This window comes from Pantoea sp. EABMAA-21 (assembly GCF_030053335.1).
Classification (GTDB): Bacteria; Pseudomonadota; Gammaproteobacteria; order Enterobacterales; family Enterobacteriaceae; genus Pantoea; species Pantoea communis.
Map to the genome: position 1 here is coordinate 231,074 of NZ_JASGBX010000003.1, position 16,535 is coordinate 247,608.

At 55.6% G+C, this 16,535-nt stretch carries 16 protein-coding genes and 1 other RNA gene; 12 read left to right on the top strand and 5 right to left on the bottom strand.

Annotated elements, in window-relative coordinates; translation table 11 throughout:
• Positions 1-10 precede the first annotated feature (10 nt).
• The gene (serA, locus tag QMZ65_RS06470) at positions 11-1,249 is read left to right on the top strand and encodes a phosphoglycerate dehydrogenase (protein ID WP_034823209.1); all 1,239 of its coding nucleotides are present in this window, start codon (positions 11-13) and stop codon (positions 1,247-1,249) included.
• A 74-nt stretch (positions 1,250-1,323) separates the two neighbouring features.
• Here serA and QMZ65_RS06475 read toward each other — a convergent pair whose 3' ends face one another.
• The 3 genes from QMZ65_RS06475 to zapA all read right to left on the bottom strand — a co-directional run bounded on the left by QMZ65_RS06475 (position 1,324) and on the right by zapA (position 2,670).
• Entirely contained in the window at positions 1,324-1,929 is a 606-nt protein-coding gene (locus QMZ65_RS06475) for a 5-formyltetrahydrofolate cyclo-ligase (RefSeq protein WP_097118032.1), read from the bottom strand.
• A 188-nt stretch (positions 1,930-2,117) separates the two neighbouring features.
• A non-coding RNA gene (ssrS, locus tag QMZ65_RS06480) (6S RNA) lies at positions 2,118-2,301 on the bottom strand.
• Positions 2,302-2,340: 39 nt separating this feature from the next.
• Positions 2,341-2,670: a cell division protein ZapA gene (zapA, locus tag QMZ65_RS06485; RefSeq protein WP_034823204.1), complete on the bottom strand. Its 330-nt coding sequence runs from the start codon at positions 2,668-2,670 to the stop codon at positions 2,341-2,343.
• Between the two features lie 170 nt (positions 2,671-2,840).
• Between zapA and QMZ65_RS06490 the strand changes: the two genes are divergently transcribed.
• The 9 genes from QMZ65_RS06490 to trhA all read left to right on the top strand — a co-directional run bounded on the left by QMZ65_RS06490 (position 2,841) and on the right by trhA (position 13,958).
• The gene (locus tag QMZ65_RS06490) at positions 2,841-3,422 is read left to right on the top strand and encodes a YecA/YgfB family protein (RefSeq protein ID WP_034823202.1); all 582 of its coding nucleotides are present in this window, start codon (positions 2,841-2,843) and stop codon (positions 3,420-3,422) included.
• 48 nt (positions 3,423-3,470) lie between these two features.
• A complete protein-coding gene (gene pepP / locus QMZ65_RS06495; RefSeq protein WP_160833071.1) occupies positions 3,471-4,793 on the top strand; it encodes a Xaa-Pro aminopeptidase in 1,323 nt (440 codons plus the stop codon).
• Positions 4,790-5,968, top strand: a complete 1,179-nt coding sequence (gene ubiH / locus QMZ65_RS06500; RefSeq protein WP_283215628.1) for a 2-octaprenyl-6-methoxyphenyl hydroxylase — start codon at positions 4,790-4,792, stop codon at positions 5,966-5,968. The genes pepP and ubiH overlap by 4 nt, the downstream gene beginning before the upstream one ends.
• A gap of 20 nt (positions 5,969-5,988) precedes the next feature.
• Positions 5,989-7,191 (top strand): FAD-dependent 2-octaprenylphenol hydroxylase, encoded by a 1,203-nt coding sequence (ubiI, locus tag QMZ65_RS06505; protein ID WP_160833073.1) that lies wholly within the window; start codon positions 5,989-5,991, stop codon positions 7,189-7,191.
• A gap of 529 nt (positions 7,192-7,720) precedes the next feature.
• Complete coding sequence (gene gcvT / locus QMZ65_RS06510) at positions 7,721-8,818, top strand: glycine cleavage system aminomethyltransferase GcvT (RefSeq protein ID WP_160833074.1); 1,098 nt, start codon at positions 7,721-7,723, stop codon at positions 8,816-8,818.
• Between the two features lie 19 nt (positions 8,819-8,837).
• Complete coding sequence (gene gcvH / locus QMZ65_RS06515; RefSeq protein WP_097118027.1) at positions 8,838-9,224, top strand: glycine cleavage system protein GcvH; 387 nt, start codon at positions 8,838-8,840, stop codon at positions 9,222-9,224.
• A gap of 99 nt (positions 9,225-9,323) precedes the next feature.
• The gene (gene gcvP / locus QMZ65_RS06520) at positions 9,324-12,197 is read left to right on the top strand and encodes an aminomethyl-transferring glycine dehydrogenase (protein ID WP_283215629.1); all 2,874 of its coding nucleotides are present in this window, start codon (positions 9,324-9,326) and stop codon (positions 12,195-12,197) included.
• Positions 12,198-12,383: 186 nt separating this feature from the next.
• Positions 12,384-13,127: an SDR family oxidoreductase gene (locus tag QMZ65_RS06525; protein WP_283215630.1), complete on the top strand. Its 744-nt coding sequence runs from the start codon at positions 12,384-12,386 to the stop codon at positions 13,125-13,127.
• A 177-nt stretch (positions 13,128-13,304) separates the two neighbouring features.
• A complete protein-coding gene (trhA, locus tag QMZ65_RS06530) occupies positions 13,305-13,958 on the top strand; it encodes a PAQR family membrane homeostasis protein TrhA (protein WP_283215631.1) in 654 nt (217 codons plus the stop codon).
• Between the two features lie 133 nt (positions 13,959-14,091).
• Here the strand turns inward: trhA and ygfZ are convergent, their stop codons facing one another.
• Positions 14,092-15,075: a tRNA-modifying protein YgfZ gene (gene ygfZ / locus QMZ65_RS06535; RefSeq protein WP_283215632.1), complete on the bottom strand. Its 984-nt coding sequence runs from the start codon at positions 15,073-15,075 to the stop codon at positions 14,092-14,094.
• Between the two features lie 218 nt (positions 15,076-15,293).
• On the opposite strand from ygfZ, the gene sdhE reads away from it, so the two are divergent.
• Both sdhE and QMZ65_RS06545 read left to right on the top strand, forming a co-directional pair.
• Positions 15,294-15,560 (top strand): FAD assembly factor SdhE, encoded by a 267-nt coding sequence (gene sdhE / locus QMZ65_RS06540; RefSeq protein ID WP_038645011.1) that lies wholly within the window; start codon positions 15,294-15,296, stop codon positions 15,558-15,560.
• Positions 15,535-15,954: a protein YgfX gene (locus QMZ65_RS06545; RefSeq protein ID WP_283215633.1), complete on the top strand. Its 420-nt coding sequence runs from the start codon at positions 15,535-15,537 to the stop codon at positions 15,952-15,954. The genes sdhE and QMZ65_RS06545 overlap by 26 nt, the downstream gene beginning before the upstream one ends.
• On the opposite strand, the gene fldB is transcribed toward QMZ65_RS06545, so the two are convergent.
• A complete protein-coding gene (gene fldB / locus QMZ65_RS06550) occupies positions 15,951-16,469 on the bottom strand; it encodes a flavodoxin FldB (protein WP_097118022.1) in 519 nt (172 codons plus the stop codon). The genes QMZ65_RS06545 and fldB overlap by 4 nt on opposite strands.
• Positions 16,470-16,535 lie beyond the last annotated feature (66 nt).

Consider the following 16,535-nt stretch of genomic DNA (forward strand, 5'->3'; position numbering starts at 1 on the left):
GGGTCGGGAAATGGCAAAGGTATCACTGGAAAAAGACAAGATTAAGTTCCTGCTGGTGGAAGGCGTTCACCAGAGTGCACTGGATAATCTGCGTGCTGCAGGTTACACCAACATCGAATTCCACAAAGGGGCACTGGATGCGGAGTCGCTGAAGTCCTCCATCCGCGATGCGCACTTCATTGGTATCCGTTCCCGTACCCAACTGACTGAAGAGATCTTTGCGGCGGCTGAGAAGCTGGTCGCGGTAGGCTGCTTCTGCATCGGTACCAACCAGGTTGACCTGAATGCGGCCGCAAAACGCGGTGTGCCGGTCTTCAATGCGCCATTCTCTAACACCCGTTCGGTGGCTGAGCTGGTAATTGGTGAAATGCTGCTGATGCTGCGCGGGATTCCTGAAGCGAACGCCAAAGCACACCGTGGTATCTGGAACAAAGTGGCTAACGGCTCGTTCGAAGCGCGTGGTAAGAAGCTGGGCATCATTGGTTACGGCCATATCGGCATGCAGCTGGGCGTACTGGCAGAAGGCCTGGGCATGCACGTGTTCTTCTACGATATCGAAACCAAACTGCCGCTGGGTAATGCGACTCAGGTTCGCCACCTGTCCGATCTGCTGAACATGAGCGACGTGGTCAGCCTGCACGTACCAGAAAACGCCTCAACGCAGAACATGATTGGGGCAGAAGAGCTGGCGCTGATGAAGCCGGGTGCACTGCTGATCAACGCCGCACGCGGCACCGTGATTGATATCCCAGCCCTGTGCAATGCGCTGGCTAACAAGCATCTGTCCGGTGCGGCCATCGACGTCTTCCCGGTTGAGCCGGCGACCAACAGCGATCCCTTCAACTCACCGCTGTGCGAGTTTGATAACGTGATCCTGACGCCACATATCGGGGGTTCTACTCAGGAAGCGCAGGAGAACATCGGTCTGGAAGTCTCGGGCAAGCTGGCGAAATACTCTGACAACGGTTCTACGCTATCTGCGGTTAACTTCCCGGAAGTGTCTCTGCCGATGCACGCTGCCAGCGCCAGCCGCTTGCTGCACATCCATGAGAACCGTCCTGGCGTGCTGACCGCGATTAACCAGATCTTTGCCGAGCAGGGCATCAACATCGCCGCTCAGTATCTGCAAACTTCTCCGGTGATGGGTTATGTGGTTATCGATATCGATGCAGAAGAAGATGTGGCGGAAAAAGCGCTGCAGCTGATGAAAGCGATTCCGGGCACCATTCGCGCCCGTCTGCTGTACTGATGATTCAGGGCACCGAGTGTGCCCGTTCATCTTGCTGATTGCTCAGGGCGCCACATCGTTTGGCGCCCTTTGTTTTATCGTTCGGCGCTATCCCATTGCCACAGCTTTGACGGCGTCAAAATAGCAGGCAAGGGGACATCCCATGCCGCGACTGGCAATGCCTCAACACGCTGGCAATCGTGCGCAATGCCCATCGGTAAAAAGCCATGCTGCTGCCAGTGCTGCAGGGTGCGATCGTAAAAACCTCCCCCCATGCCCAATCGCTGACCCTGGTGGTCAAATGCCACTAACGGCACCAGCATCACATCCAACTGATCGAGTGTGGCCATCTGCGTGATATCCAGCGGCGGTTCCGGGATGCGCAATTTGTTCGGGGTCAGTGAGGTCTCAGGTGTATAACGCAGGAACAGCAGATGGCCGGGAGCGAAAGGATGCAGTACCGGCAAATAAACCTGCTTTTTCTGCTGCCACAGCTTGGCAATCAGCGGGCGGGTGTTGATTTCGCCATCGACAGATAAAAACAGCGCGATGCGTTGAGCATTAGCGATAGGCGCAAAGTTGATAGCGTGCTCGGCGAGCAGATCGGCAGCTTGTTCCTGCTGTTCAGGCGTAAGGTTGCGACGCAGATGGCGCACATGCTGACGAATGTCCTGGCGATCAAGTAGGGAAGGTGCGGTCATGATGCCCCCCGGCAGAGTCGGCTATTTGGCCAACTATATCATGCGAAGCGGGAGATTCGCGTCATACTTCAGGTACAGGGGGTTAACTGCGCTCATGCACCCCAATCACTCAATTTGTTAAGCTGATTGGGATTCATTTGCTTGCCGCCTTGCTGAAACATGAGTCTCTGGCGAAGGGGACGAAAGAGGAGATCTCCGAGATGCCGCCGCAGGCTGTAACCCTTGAACCCTTGGTTCAAGGTGAATATGCCGTCGCAACCATCAGGCTTCTCGGACGGACCGAGCATGCTCACAGGTTACGGAGCGTCACATTCTGTTGGTATGAAATATCGGCTCAGGGGACTGGCCCGCTTGCAAACATCTCAGAGAAAATTGACTTCACCGTCACTCTAACACGAGTACCATGAAGTGTTATTCGAATTTAGGGCCCTGGCGATCAGTTATGCGACCTTGCTCAACTAATGCTTGTTCAATGGTCTGCTGCAGCATGCGGATACGTTGTTCCATGTTTGCTGCATAGTCGCGCGTCTTGCCTTTTTCCTGTGCCAGCTCGTGGCAGATATTTAAGGCGGCGATGAACACCAGTTGCTCTGTATTGGTGACTCTAGTGCGAACTTTTAAATCTTGCAACCGTTGATTGAGATCCTCAGCAGCCAGATTCAGCGCATCTTGCTGTTCGGGAGGACAATTTACTCTCAATGAACGACCAAAAATCTGAATATCTACCGGTTGTGCAGACATGCCACCATCCTGACTGATTACTCTGTTCGCATCTCCCTTACCTGTCAATGGGTTGGGAGGTGCGCAACTATATAGAGCCGCGATATAAGTTACAACCCCTTTTCTGGAAACCCTGAGGCACCTGGTGGTAGCATAACACGAACTTATTCTGCCAACGACGACCAAAGCCTATGTCTTTACAGAACGAAACTCCTGGTTACAACGCGCTAGCCGCAGCCCTTTCTCAGCAGGGCGTGGGCATGACGCCAGCCGAAATGCACGGATTGCTGTCCGGCATTTTGTGTGGTGGCAATAAAGACACCCGCTGGAAAACCATGGTCCATGACCTCACCAACGAAGGCATGGCGTTTTCACAAAGCCTGTCACAGCCGCTGCAGGCGCTGCATGAAAATCTGAGCAATACGCTGGAAGACGAGGGTTTCATGTTCCAGCTGATGCTGCCGGAAGATGATGACATCACCGTCTTCGATCGCGCGGATGCGCTCGCGGGCTGGGTCAATCATTTCCTGCTCGGCTTAGGCGTTACGCAGCCGAAGCTGGATAAAGTCACTGGCGAAACCGGCGAAGCGATTGATGATTTGCGCACCATCGCGCAGCTCGGTTACGACGAAGATGAAGATCAGGAAGAGCTGGAGCAGTCGCTGGAAGAAGTGATTGAGTATGTGCGCGTGGCGGCCTTGCTTTGCCATGACACATTCACTCGTCAGCACACACCAACTGCGCCGGAAGTGCAAAAGCCAACGTTACACTAAGTGCGTTATTGCGGGCGCGTGGTGCCCGTTTCAACAGGGAGTGCAAACATGATTACACTGGATACTTTCCAGCAACGTCGTCAGGCGCTGATTGCCCGTATGGCACCTGGCAGCGCCGCTTTGATTTTCGCTGCACCTGAAGTGACCCGCAGCAACGACACGGAATACAACTTCCGCCAAAACAGCGACTTCTGGTATTTCACCGGGTTCAATGAACCGCAGGCGCTACTAGTGCTGATCAAAAGTGATGACAAGCATAACCACAGCGTGCTGTTCAATCGTGTTCGCGACCTTACCGCTGAGATCTGGTTTGGCCGCCGCCTCGGGCAAGATGCCGCACCCGCTAAGCTTGGCGTTGACCGCGCTTTACCGTGGGATGACATCGGTGAGCAATTGCATCAGCTGCTCAACGGGCTTGATGTGGTGTATCACGCTCAGGGTGAGTACGCAGAAGCTGACCAACGGGTGTTCAGCGCGTTGGAAAAACTGCGTCGCGGCTTCCGTCAGAATCTCAGCGCGCCTGCCACTGTCACCGACTGGCGTCCCTGGGTGCACGATATGCGCCTGTTCAAAAGCGAAGCTGAGATTGAAATCCTGCGCCGTGCGGGAAAAATCAGTGCGCTGGCGCATACTCGTGCGATGCAAGCCTGCCGTCCGGGGATGTTTGAGTATCAGCTCGAAGGCGAAATTCACCATGAATTCAATCGCCACGGCGCACGTTTCCCTTCTTACAACACCATTGTGGGATCGGGTGAGAACGGCTGCATCCTGCATTACACCGAAAACGAAAGTGAAATGCGCGATGGTGATTTGGTGCTGATTGATGCGGGTTGTGAATTCCACGGTTATGCCGGGGACATCACCCGCACCTTCCCGGTTAATGGCAAATTCACGCAACCTCAGCGCGAGATTTACGACATCGTGCTGGCCTCGCTGTACAAAGCGCTGTCGATGTTCCGCCCTGGCATCAGCATCCACGACGTCAATGACGAAGTGGTGCACATCATGATCACCGGTCTGGTCGATCTCGGCATTCTGGAAGGCAATATCGATACGCTGTTCGAAGAGCAGGCGCACCGCCCGTTCTTCATGCACGGCTTGAGTCACTGGCTGGGGCTGGATGTGCATGACGTCGGCCATTACGGTACACCAAGCCGTGACCGCATTCTCGAACCGGGCATGGTGCTGACCATTGAACCTGGCCTGTACATTGCGCCGGATGCGAAAGTCCCACCGCAGTATCGCGGTATCGGTATCCGTATCGAAGATGACATCGTGATCACCGCTGACGGCAACGAAAACCTGACCGACAGCGTAGTAAAAGATGCCGACGCAATTGAAGCCTTGATGGCAGCGGCACGCCACGCATGAGCATTTTGATTGCAGGCGGCGGCATGACCGGGGCAACCCTGGCGCTGGCGATTTCGCATCTGACGCAAGGCCAACTGCCCGTCACGCTCATTGAGCGCAGTCTGCCGGATAGCCGCAAACATCCGGGCTTTGATGGCCGTGCGATTGCGTTAGCGGCGGGCACCTGTCAGCAACTGGCGGATATCGATGTGTGGCGCTCGCTCGCAGATTGCGGTACGCCGATCACGGATATCCACGTCTCTGACCGTGGCCACACCGGCTTTGTGCAGCTCAAGGCGGAGGATTACCAGGTCCCGGCGCTGGGGCAGGTGGTTGAGCTGTTTGATGTGGGCCAGCGCCTGTTCCAGCGTCTGAAAAGTGCGCCTGGTGTGACGCTGCGCTGCCCGGATTACGTCACGACGGTGGTGCGATCAGCTGAATCTGTCACGGTGACACTCAACAGCGGCGAGCAGCTACAGGGCGCGTTACTGGTGGCAGCCGATGGCTCACGTTCGCCCCTTGCGGCGTCCTGTGGCATCAGCTGGCAGCGGGACGATTACCAGCAGCTGGCGGTGATCGCCAACGTCACCACGCAGCAGCCGCATCAGGGTCGCGCGTTTGAACGCTTTACCGAGTACGGCCCGCTGGCGCTGTTACCGATGTCTGGCAATCGCATGTCGCTGGTGTGGTGCCACCCCGTTGAGGCTGAAGCCACGGTGAAACAGTGGGATGATGCAACTTTCCTGCGCGAGCTTCAGCTGGCGTTTGGCTGGCGCTTAGGGCGTTTCACCCATGCCGGCCAGCGCGAAGTGTATCCGCTGGGGCTGCAAACCGCAGAGCGTCAGGTGGCGCATCGCCTGGCGTTGGTGGGCAACGCGGCGCAAACGCTGCATCCTATTGCGGGCCAGGGTTTTAACCTGGGCTTGCGCGATGTGATGTCGCTGGCGGAAACGCTGGCAGGCGCGCATCGTCATCAGCAGGATGTTGGCGGCTATGGCGTTTTGCAGCACTTCGCTGCACGCCGTCAACCGGATCGCGCCGCGACAATCGGCGTGACCGATGGCCTGGTGCGGCTGTTTGCCAATCGTTATGCGCCCTTAGTGGCGGGAAGAAATCTTGGGCTGGTGGCAATGGACCATCTGCCATGGCTGCGAAACCCACTTGCCGCGCGCACGCTCGGCTGGGTGAAGCGTTGAGCATGAATTAAGGGGCAGCAATGCAAACATTTGATGTGGCTATCGCCGGTGGCGGTATGGTAGGTCTGGCCGTCGCCTGCGGATTACAGGGCAGCGGCCTGCGTGTTGCCGTGCTGGAGAAAGCACCTGAGCCACAATTTGATCCAGCGAGCGCCGCATCGATTCGCGTCTCGGCGATCAATGCTGCCAGCGAACGTCTGCTGCAAAAGCTGGATGTCTGGTCCAGTATCCTGGCGTTGCGCGCCAGTGCCTATCACGGGATGGAAGTGTGGGATCAAGACAGCTTTGGTTCCATCAGCTTTGATGATGAGCAGCAAGGCTTATCCCATCTCGGCCATATTATTGAAAATGAAGTGATTCACAGCGCACTGTGGCAGCGCGCCAGCCAGTGTAGCGACATCACCTTATTTGCCCCTGCGCAGTTGCAGCAGGTGGCCTTTGGCGACAACGAAGCGTTCGTCACTTTGCAGGACGGCAGCATGATGAGTGCGCGCCTGCTGATTGCCGCGGATGGGGCAAACTCGTGGCTGCGCGACAAAGCCGATATCCCGATTACCTTCTGGGATTACGATCATCACGCGCTGGTCGCCAATATCCGCACCGATATGCCGCACGATGCGATTGCGCGTCAGGTGTTCCATGGCGACGGCATTCTGGCGTTCCTGCCTATGCAGGACCCGCACCTGTGCTCTATCGTCTGGTCGCTCTCACCGCAGGAAGCGGCCCGCGTGCAGTCGATGCCAGAAGCATTATTCAACCAGCATTTGTCGGTCGCCTTCGATATGCGCCTCGGCTTGTGCCATGTTGAAAGCGAGCGCAAAACCTTCCCACTGATGGCGCGCTATGCCCGTAACTTTGCCGCGCACCGCCTGGCACTGGTGGGCGATGCCGCGCACACCATTCATCCGCTGGCCGGACAGGGCGTTAACCTTGGCTTCATGGATGCCGCAGAACTGATCGGTGAAATTCGTCGCCTGCATCAGGAAGGCAAAGATATCGGACAGCACCTGTATCTGCGTCGTTATGAGCGCAGTCGCAAGCACAGTGCAGCAATGATGCTGGCGGGTATGCAGGGATTCCGTGAGCTGTTTGCCGGCACCCATCCGGCGAAAAAGCTACTGCGTGATGTGGGATTGAAACTGGCTGACACATTGCCGGGCGTAAAACCGATGATGCTGAAGCAGGCCATGGGGCTGAATGATATGCCCAGCTGGATTCGCTAAACTCTCTTCAAATGGCGCCGATACAGGCGCCATTTTTTTGCTTGATTCACTGCGCCGTCATACCTGAAACCATCCTGATATTGCTCATGTAGTGATTGCTGGGACACTGCGGGTCAGTAAAAAAACCGCACTTAAACTGTTTTTAACCCCTCTGCACTGCTCTGGTGCGCCTCTGCACTCAAATTGCGCCTCGTTTGATTTATTCTAATTTTACTCGCCAATTCGCATTACTTTAACTAATGAAGGTGTCGCGGGTTCGCCGGACCTATTTCCCGTACTGAGGCGTGTGTTCCATTATCAGGCTGTGTTTATCGTTATTAATTGTATTTTATGCGCGGTTAATCACAAAAACGCAGTGAATTGTGCTGTGGTGGGTTTGGTGCGTGCTGAAGGGTGGTACTGTTTCGCCCTCGTTTTCCTTATGGTTAATCGCCGCGTTCGGTGGTAACTTCAGCACAAAGAGAACGTTTGCGTCAGCCTGTACAGGCGGCGCAGGCGCGTCACACTCACTTGTTTTCACAGGATGGTTATGACTCAGCAAACGCCTCTATTCGAACAGCATCAGGCATGCGGTGCGCGCATGGTGGACTTCCATGGTTGGATGATGCCACTGCATTACGGCTCGCAAATGGATGAGCATCATGTGGTGCGCAACGATGCCGGTATGTTTGATGTTTCCCACATGACCATCGTCGATCTGCACGGTGTCCGCACCCGTGAATTCCTGCGTTATCTGCTGGCCAACGATGTCGCCAAACTGACGCAACCCGGCAAAGCCCTCTACACCGGCATGCTGAATGCTTCGGCTGGCGTCATTGATGATTTGATTGTTTACTTTATGACCGAAGACTTTTTCCGCTTAGTGGTGAACTCCGCGACGCGTGAGAAGGATTTGGCGTGGATCAAACAGCACGCTCAGCCGTTTGGTGTCGAACTCACCGAGCGTGACGACCTGGCGCTGATTGCCGTACAAGGCCCGCAGGCGCAGCAGAAAGCACAGACGTTGTTTACTGCGGCGCAGCGTGAAGCTGTAGCGGGCATGAAACCGTTCTTCGGTGTGCAAAGCGAAAACCTGTTCATCGCCACCACCGGTTACACCGGTGAAGCTGGCTATGAAATTGCGATGCCGAACAGTGAAGCGGCTGATTTCTGGCAGAAGCTGCTGGCGGCAGGCGTCAAACCGGCTGGCCTGGGGGCGCGTGACACGCTGCGTCTGGAAGCGGGGATGAATCTCTACGGTCAGGAAATGGATGAAGGCGTTTCACCGCTGGCGGCCAATATGGGTTGGACGGTGAGCTGGGAACCTGCCGATCGCGATTTCATCGGCCGCGAGGCGCTAGAAGCGCAACGTGAACATGGCACTGAAAAGCTGGTGGGTTTGATCATGACCGAAAAAGGGGTGTTACGAAACGGCTTGCCGGTGCGTTTCACCGATGAACAAGGTCAGCCACAGCAGGGTATTATTACCAGTGGTTCCTTCTCCCCGACGCTGGGTTACAGCATCGCGCTGGCACGTGTGCCAGCGGGCATTGGTGAGCAAGCGATTGTAGAGATCCGCAATCGTGAAATGCCGGTGAAAGTCACCAAACCGATTTTTGTTCGCGCCGGCAAGCCGGTCGCTCAGTAATTTTTCAGGAGAAATGGCGATGAGCAATGTGCCTAATGAATTGAAATACCGCGATAGTCACGAGTGGGTGCGTGAAGAAGCCGATGGCACCTTCACCGTGGGTATCACCGAACACGCGCAGGAACTGCTGGGCGATATGGTGTTTGTGGATCTGCCTGATGTGGGCGCCACTTTCGCTGCCGGTGATGACTGTGCCGTCGCGGAGTCCGTGAAAGCTGCCTCAGACATCTATGCACCACTGAGCGGTGAAATCGTTGCCGTGAACAAAGAGCTGGCCGACGCACCGGAGCTGGTCAACAGCGAACCGTACGCCGCAGGCTGGTTATTCCGTATTAAAGCCAGCGACGTTTCAGAACTTGATTCGATGCTCGACGCCGATGCCTATAAAGGCGCTATCGACGAGTAACCGGTAGTCATCGGAGGTGCTGCATTGCAGCGCCTTCTTTTTTATCTGCCTGATTTAATGCCATTTTTGTAACCCAGCCCGATTCAGGATTTACTGCAAATGACCCAGACTCTCAGCCAGCTTGAACACAACGGTGCCTTCATTGAGCGCCATATCGGTCCTACACCCGCGCAGCAGGCCACCATGCTGGAAGCGATTGGTGCCAGCTCTCTGGAATCACTGATCAGCGCCATCGTGCCTGCCGACATCCAATTGCCAGGCCCGCCTGCGGTCGGTGATGCCGCGACCGAACAGCAAGCGCTGGCAGAGCTGAAAGCCATTGCCAGTCAGAACCAAATCTACAAATCCTGGATCGGCATGGGCTACAGTGCCGTGATCACCCCACCGGTTATCCTGCGAAACATGCTGGAAAACCCGGGTTGGTACACCGCGTACACCCCATATCAGCCAGAAGTTTCGCAGGGCCGCCTTGAAGCGCTGCTGAACTTCCAGACCCTGACGCTGGACTTAACCGGTCTGGATATCGCCTCTGCTTCACTGCTCGATGAAGCCACTGCCGCCGCCGAAGCGATGGCGATGGCGAAGCGCGTCAGCAAACTGAAAAATGCCGGTAAATTCTTTATCGCCGAAGACATCCATCCGCAAACGCTGGATGTGGTGCGCACGCGTGCAGAAACCTTTGGTTTTGAACTGATCATCGACAGCGCCAGCAAAGCGCTGGATCACGACGACCTGTTTGGCGTGCTGCTGCAGCAAGTGGGCACCAGCGGTGAAGTGCATGACTACCGTTCACTGATTGCCGAGCTGAAAAGCCGCAAAGTGGTGGTGAGCGTGGCCGCCGATTTCATGGCGCTGGTGCAGTTAGAAGCACCGGGCAAGCAGGGCGCAGATATCGTTTTTGGTTCCGCTCAGCGCTTTGGTGTGCCGATGGGTTACGGCGGTCCACACGCTGCGTTCTTCGCCAGCCGCGATGAGCACAAACGTTCAATGCCGGGTCGTATCATCGGTGTTTCACGTGATGCTGCTGGCAACACTGCACTGCGTATGGCGATGCAGACCCGTGAGCAGCACATCCGTCGTGAGAAGGCCAACTCCAACATCTGTACGTCACAGGTGCTGCTGGCAAACATCGCCGGCCTGTATGCGGTTTATCATGGTCCGGCGGGCCTCAAGCGCATCGCCTCGCGCATTCATCGTCTGACCAGTATTCTGGCCGCTGGCCTGAAAAACGGTGGACTGAAGCTGCGTCACAACAGCTGGTTCGATACCTTAACGGTTGAAGTCGCCGATAAAGCCGAAGTGCTGAATCGCGCGCTGAGCTTTGGCGTCAACCTGCGCAGTGACGTGCTCAACGGCGTGGGTATCACGCTGGATGAAACCACCTCACGCGAAGATGTGCAGACGCTGTTTGCCATTCTGCTGGGTGATGCGCACGGTCAGGAGATTGATGCTCTGGATGCCAGCGTTGCTGCGGAAAACAGCGCTATTCCGGCAGGCATGTCGCGTGAAAGTGAGTTCCTGACCCATCCAGTGTTTAACCGTCATCACAGCGAAACCGAGATGATGCGTTACATGCACAGCCTGGAGAAAAAGGATCTGGCGCTGAACCAGGCGATGATCCCGCTCGGTTCGTGCACCATGAAACTTAACGCCGCTGCCGAAATGATCCCGATCACCTGGCCAGAATTCGCCGAGCTGCATCCATTCTGCCCGGCAGAACAGGCTTCAGGTTATCTGCAGATGATTGGCCAGCTGTCACAGTGGCTGGTACAGCTCACCGGTTACGATGCGCTCTGCATGCAGCCAAACTCCGGTGCGCAGGGTGAATATGCTGGTCTGCTGGCGATTCGTCGTTATCACGAGAGTCGCAACGAAGGTGGACGTAATGTCTGCCTGATCCCAAGTTCTGCGCACGGTACTAACCCGGCTTCCGCACAGATGGCGGGCATGGCAGTGGTGGTGGTGGCCTGTGATAAACAAGGCAACATCGATCTCGGCGATCTGCGTGAGAAAGCCGCTCAGGTTGGCGATGAGCTGTCTTGCATCATGGTGACTTATCCTTCAACCCACGGCGTGTACGAAGAAACCATTCGTGAAGTGTGCCAGATCGTGCATCAGTATGGCGGTCAGGTTTACCTGGATGGCGCCAACATGAACGCCCAGGTGGGCATCACCACGCCAGGTTACATCGGCGCAGATGTCTCGCACCTTAATCTGCATAAAACCTTCTGCATTCCACACGGCGGTGGCGGTCCAGGCATGGGCCCAATCGGTGTGAAAGCGCATCTGGCTCCGTTTGTACCGGGTCACAGCGTGGTGCAAATTGATGGTGTGCTGACGCAGCAAGGTGCGGTCTCTGCCGCACCATTCGGTAGTGCCTCGATTCTGCCAATCAGCTGGATGTACATCCGCATGATGGGCGCGGAAGGTCTGAAGCAGGCGAGTTCGGTAGCCATTCTGAATGCCAACTACATTGCCAGCCGTCTGCAATCGGCTTATCCAATCCTGTATGCCGGTCGCGATGGCCGTGTGGCGCACGAATGTATTCTCGATATTCGTCCGCTGAAAGAGCAGACCGGTATCAGCGAGCTGGATATTGCCAAACGTCTGATCGATTACGGCTTCCACGCGCCAACCATGTCCTTCCCGGTGGCCGGAACACTGATGGTTGAGCCAACGGAATCAGAAAGCAAAATCGAGCTGGATCGCTTTATCGATGCAATGCTCTCCATCCGCATGGAGATCGACCGCGTCGCCGATGGCGAATGGCCCGCTGACGATAACCCGCTGGTAAATGCACCTCATACTCAGATGGAGATCGTTGGCGAGTGGGCGCATCCGTACACTCGCGAACTGGCGGTGTTCCCGGCAGGTAGCGCCAACAAATACTGGCCAACCGTGAAGCGTCTGGATGATGTGTTTGGTGACCGCAACGTGTTCTGCTCCTGTGTTCCAATGAGCGAATACCAATAATTTAGCCGTTATGCTCAGGGCCGCCGTTGTATTGGCGGCACTCATTCACCTCGCTCACGGCCTCATATGGGCTTGCGGGAAGGGGGGGGCCTGCTGCCTTGTGCAACTCAAATTATTTTGGCTAAACACATTTTGATCCCTAATCTAAGGGCCGAGAAATCGGCCCTTTTTCTATTTGGAGGCAACATGGATTTGGCATTAGTCACCGGCGGTAGCCGTGGCATTGGACGCGCAACAGCCTTGATGCTGGCGCAGGCGGGTTATCGTGTTGCAGTTAACTATCGTAAGCGCGCCACTGAAGCTCAGCAGGTCGTGACTGAGATCGAAGCACAGGGCGGCAGCGCCTTTGCCGTGCAGGCGGATATCGCCGATGAAGCTCAGGTCGTGCACATGTTCCAACAGCTTGATCAGCAGCCAGGCAACCTGCGCGTGCTGGTCAATAATGCCGGAATTTTGTTTACGCAGTGCCGCGTAGAAGATCTCGATGCGGAACGTATTCAGCGCGTGTTCGCCACCAACGTTACGGGCACCTTTATCTGCTGTCGTGAAGCGGTCAAGCGCATGGGCACCGCACACGGCGGGCAGGGCGGTTCGATCATCAATGTCTCCTCAGCGGCAGCGCGTCTCGGTGCGCCGGGCGAGTATGTTGATTACGCAGCGTCAAAAGGGGCCATGGATACGCTGACCAAAGGCTTATCGCTGGAAGTGGCGGCGCAGGGCATTCGCGTCAATAGCGTGCGTCCGGGCTTAATCTATACCGAGATGCACGCGGATGGGGGGGAACCAGGCAGAGTTGATCGTGTTGCCAGCTCACTGCCAATGCAGCGCGGGGGGCAGGCTGAAGAGATCGCCGCCGCGATTATCTGGCTGGCAAGTGATGCCGCTTCTTACGTCACCGGCACCTTTATTGATGCGGCAGGTGGCCGCTAATCTTCTGATTGACTATCCGACATTGAGGCCGCGTGATAAACGGCGCGGCCATCGGCCATTTGTCACACGCCTGTCATAGAATTATTTTAGCGTACATGTGTACTCTGAAATTTTTCCCGGTTACCCTGATGTTGATAAAAAACACAGTTCTTAACCCTCTTTCCAGGATGTTAGCGCATGGCACAGAATCGTATACTTGCTCAGGGCTACTCGGTAGCCGAAGAGATTGCCAACAGCATTAGCCACGGAATTGGCTGCATATTCGGCATTGTTGGATTGGTGTTGCTGCTAACACAAGCGGTTGAAATGCGAGCCGACACCATTGCGATTACCAGCTACAGTCTGTATGGCGGCAGCATGATTTTACTGTTCCTCGCCTCAACGCTCTATCACGCCATTCCGCACCAAAAAGCGAAATATTGGCTGAAGAAATTTGACCACTGTGCGATCTATTTACTGATCGCGGGCACTTATACGCCTTTCCTGCTGGTGGGACTGAAATCACCGCTGGCGCAAGGGTTGATGGTGGTGATCTGGAGTCTGGCGCTGGCAGGCATCATCTTTAAACTGACGATTGCACACCGTTTCAAAGTACTGTCACTGATCACTTATCTCAGTATGGGTTGGCTGTCGCTGGTGGTGATTTATCAGTTGGCGACCAGGCTGTCAGCCGGAGGTGTGTGGTTGCTGGCTGCGGGCGGGATTGTCTACTCGCTAGGGGTGATTTTCTATGTCTCGCGGCGTATTCCTTACAACCACGCTATCTGGCACGGCTTTGTGCTGGGTGGCAGCGTGTTGCACTTCTGCGCGATCTATTTTTATGTCGCCTGAGCTTACTGAGCGGTTGATATAAAAAGTGCCACCACCGGGTGTGACTTTCGACAAAGTCGCCATAAATGGCGACCTTACGGGGAAACATGCGGGGTTACTTAAGGTGCGCATTCATGCGCACCTGGAATGCAAATCAATCGACCAATGAATACGGCAGTGGCTGAATCGTCAGTTTCCCGCCTTCATCACCTTCCACGCGCAGCACACTGTCCGGCTCCAGGTCGTTGTTCATCACCACCTGCACCCACACGCTACCGTCATCCAGCTGCACACTGCTCAATACGGTGCCGGTACGACGCCATTTGTCGCCCATTTGCAGCTCCATCGAACCGTCAGCCTGCGGTACTTTGCTGGCGCTGCCCGCCAGCCAGTAAAGCGCACGCTTGTTGGCCCCGCGGAATTTAGCTCGCGCCACCATCTCCTGACCGGTGTAACAGCCTTTCTTAAAGCTAATCGCATCCAGCGCCTGCAGGTTGGTTGCCTGCGGAATCAACTGCGCGCTGGTGGCGGTTTCAATCACCGGAATGCCCGCTTCAATATCCAGCGCCAGCCACTGCGTGCTGTCATTGAACTGTGCAGCACCGGCTAACTTCTCTTTCAACGTTTCTGCCTGAGTCAGCGTGGTCACCAGCAGGAAACGTTCGGCGGGGTGTTCAAACCACAGCAGCGTGCTCTCGCCTTGTTGTACCACCGGTGTTTCTGCATCCGGCAGGGTGGCAAACACATCAGCCAGTGCCGTGCGTGCCTGAAAACCGGCCACACCCAGCAGCACTGCATCATCATCGGCAGCGATGGTGACTTTGGCGAACACCGCATATTTCTTCAGTTCGTTAAGTTGCTGCTCACGCAGATTGCGGCGGACGATGTAGGCGTAACCTTCACCGCGATGAAACAGACGCAGATTACTCCACATTTTACCTTTGGCATCACAATGGGCTGCCGGACGATGCTGGGTGGCGTCCATTGCAGCAACATCTAAAGTGACCTGGCCTTGCAGATATGACGTACTGTCTTTGCCCTGCACCGACACCAGCGCCCACTCGTCGAGGGAGATCAGGGTTAATGGCAGGCGTGAGGCCGCAGCAGGCTGGCGTGGCGGAAGGGTGAAAATCGGCATGGGTGCGTCCTGATTAATAACAATATTGCTTCCAATGTTAAAAGAGCAGTGCTGCTTTGCAACCTGTTTACCTCATCTGGCGCACAAATCGCGTGATAATCCTGCAATGGGTAGAACTGTTGTGCGCAATTTCACGCAGCATTCAGCGCTGCGCCTGCAGGCAGAGAAAAAAGCAGGTACACTGAGCGCCACTGTTTTCAGCCATGGAAAAAAGACACATGGAAATTCATGATAAAGCTCGCGTTCAGTGGGCGTGCCGTCGCGGCATGCTGGAGCTGGATGTCTCCATCATGCCGTTCTTCAAATACGAATATGACTCGCTCACTGACACCGATAAGCAGGTGTTTATCGCCCTGCTCAAGAGTGACGATCCTGACCTGTTTAACTGGTTGATGAACCACGGCGAGCCCGCTGATCCAGAGTTCAAGCGCATGGTGCAACTGATTCAGCAACGCAACCGTGAACGCGGACCGGTTCCAATGTGATGTGCAGCCGTCACGCAGCGCTCGGGCGCTTAACGTGACGCTGTATGTGCTGTTCACCGTTTGGCTGTTGAGTCTTGAGTGGCCCGAGGGCTGGGCGTGGGGCAAAGCCCCGCTGCTGATTCTGATGCTGCTGGAGTGCGGGCGCAATGAGCGTCGGCTCAGGCAGCGCACCGGTCGCTTAGGGCTGGATGAACAGGGTGACTGGCATTGGTATGGAAAGCGCTGGCAATTAGCGCGGCAGGCAGATTGGTTGCCTTTCGGCGTATTGTTAACGTTGCAAAACCAGCAGGGCACGCGCTGGCGACTGTGGTTGATGATGGATAACCTGCCGCCCTATGCATGGCGCTCACTGCGCGCCTGCTGTTTTCTGCGTGACAGAGATGCGTCGCGTTAAAGCAGTGCAGCCGTTTCCGTCAGAATCTGTTCGCACCACTGTTCGACACGATCTTCACTCAGCTCGAACTGATTCACGTCGTCGAGTGCCAGGCCGACAAACTGGGTGCCGTCAGCCGTGAGTGGTTTTTTGCTGACAAACTCATAACCTTCCAGCGGCCAGTAACCGACAAACTGCACGCCCATCGGCTGCAGTAACTCATGCAACATGCCGAGTGCATCTAAGAACCATTCTGAATATTCAGCCTGATCGCCCATGCCGTACAGCGCGACAATTTTTCCCTGCAAATTCAGCGCGGGCAGTTGCTGCCACACCGCTTCCCAGTCCTCCTGTAACTCACCGAAATCCCAGGTGGGAATGCCGAGGATCAGCAAATCGTACTGCTCCATCAGCGAGGGATCTTCATCTTTGAGGTTGTGCAGCGTGACTAACTCTTCACCGATAAAATCGCGAATCTTCTCCGCCGTCATCTCGGTGTAACAGGTACTTGAACCGTAAAACAGACCGATATTCATGCAATTAATGCTCTGACTGAAACTCACTTTGGCGCAATTGTACCAGAAGCAGGTGACTTTCAGGCA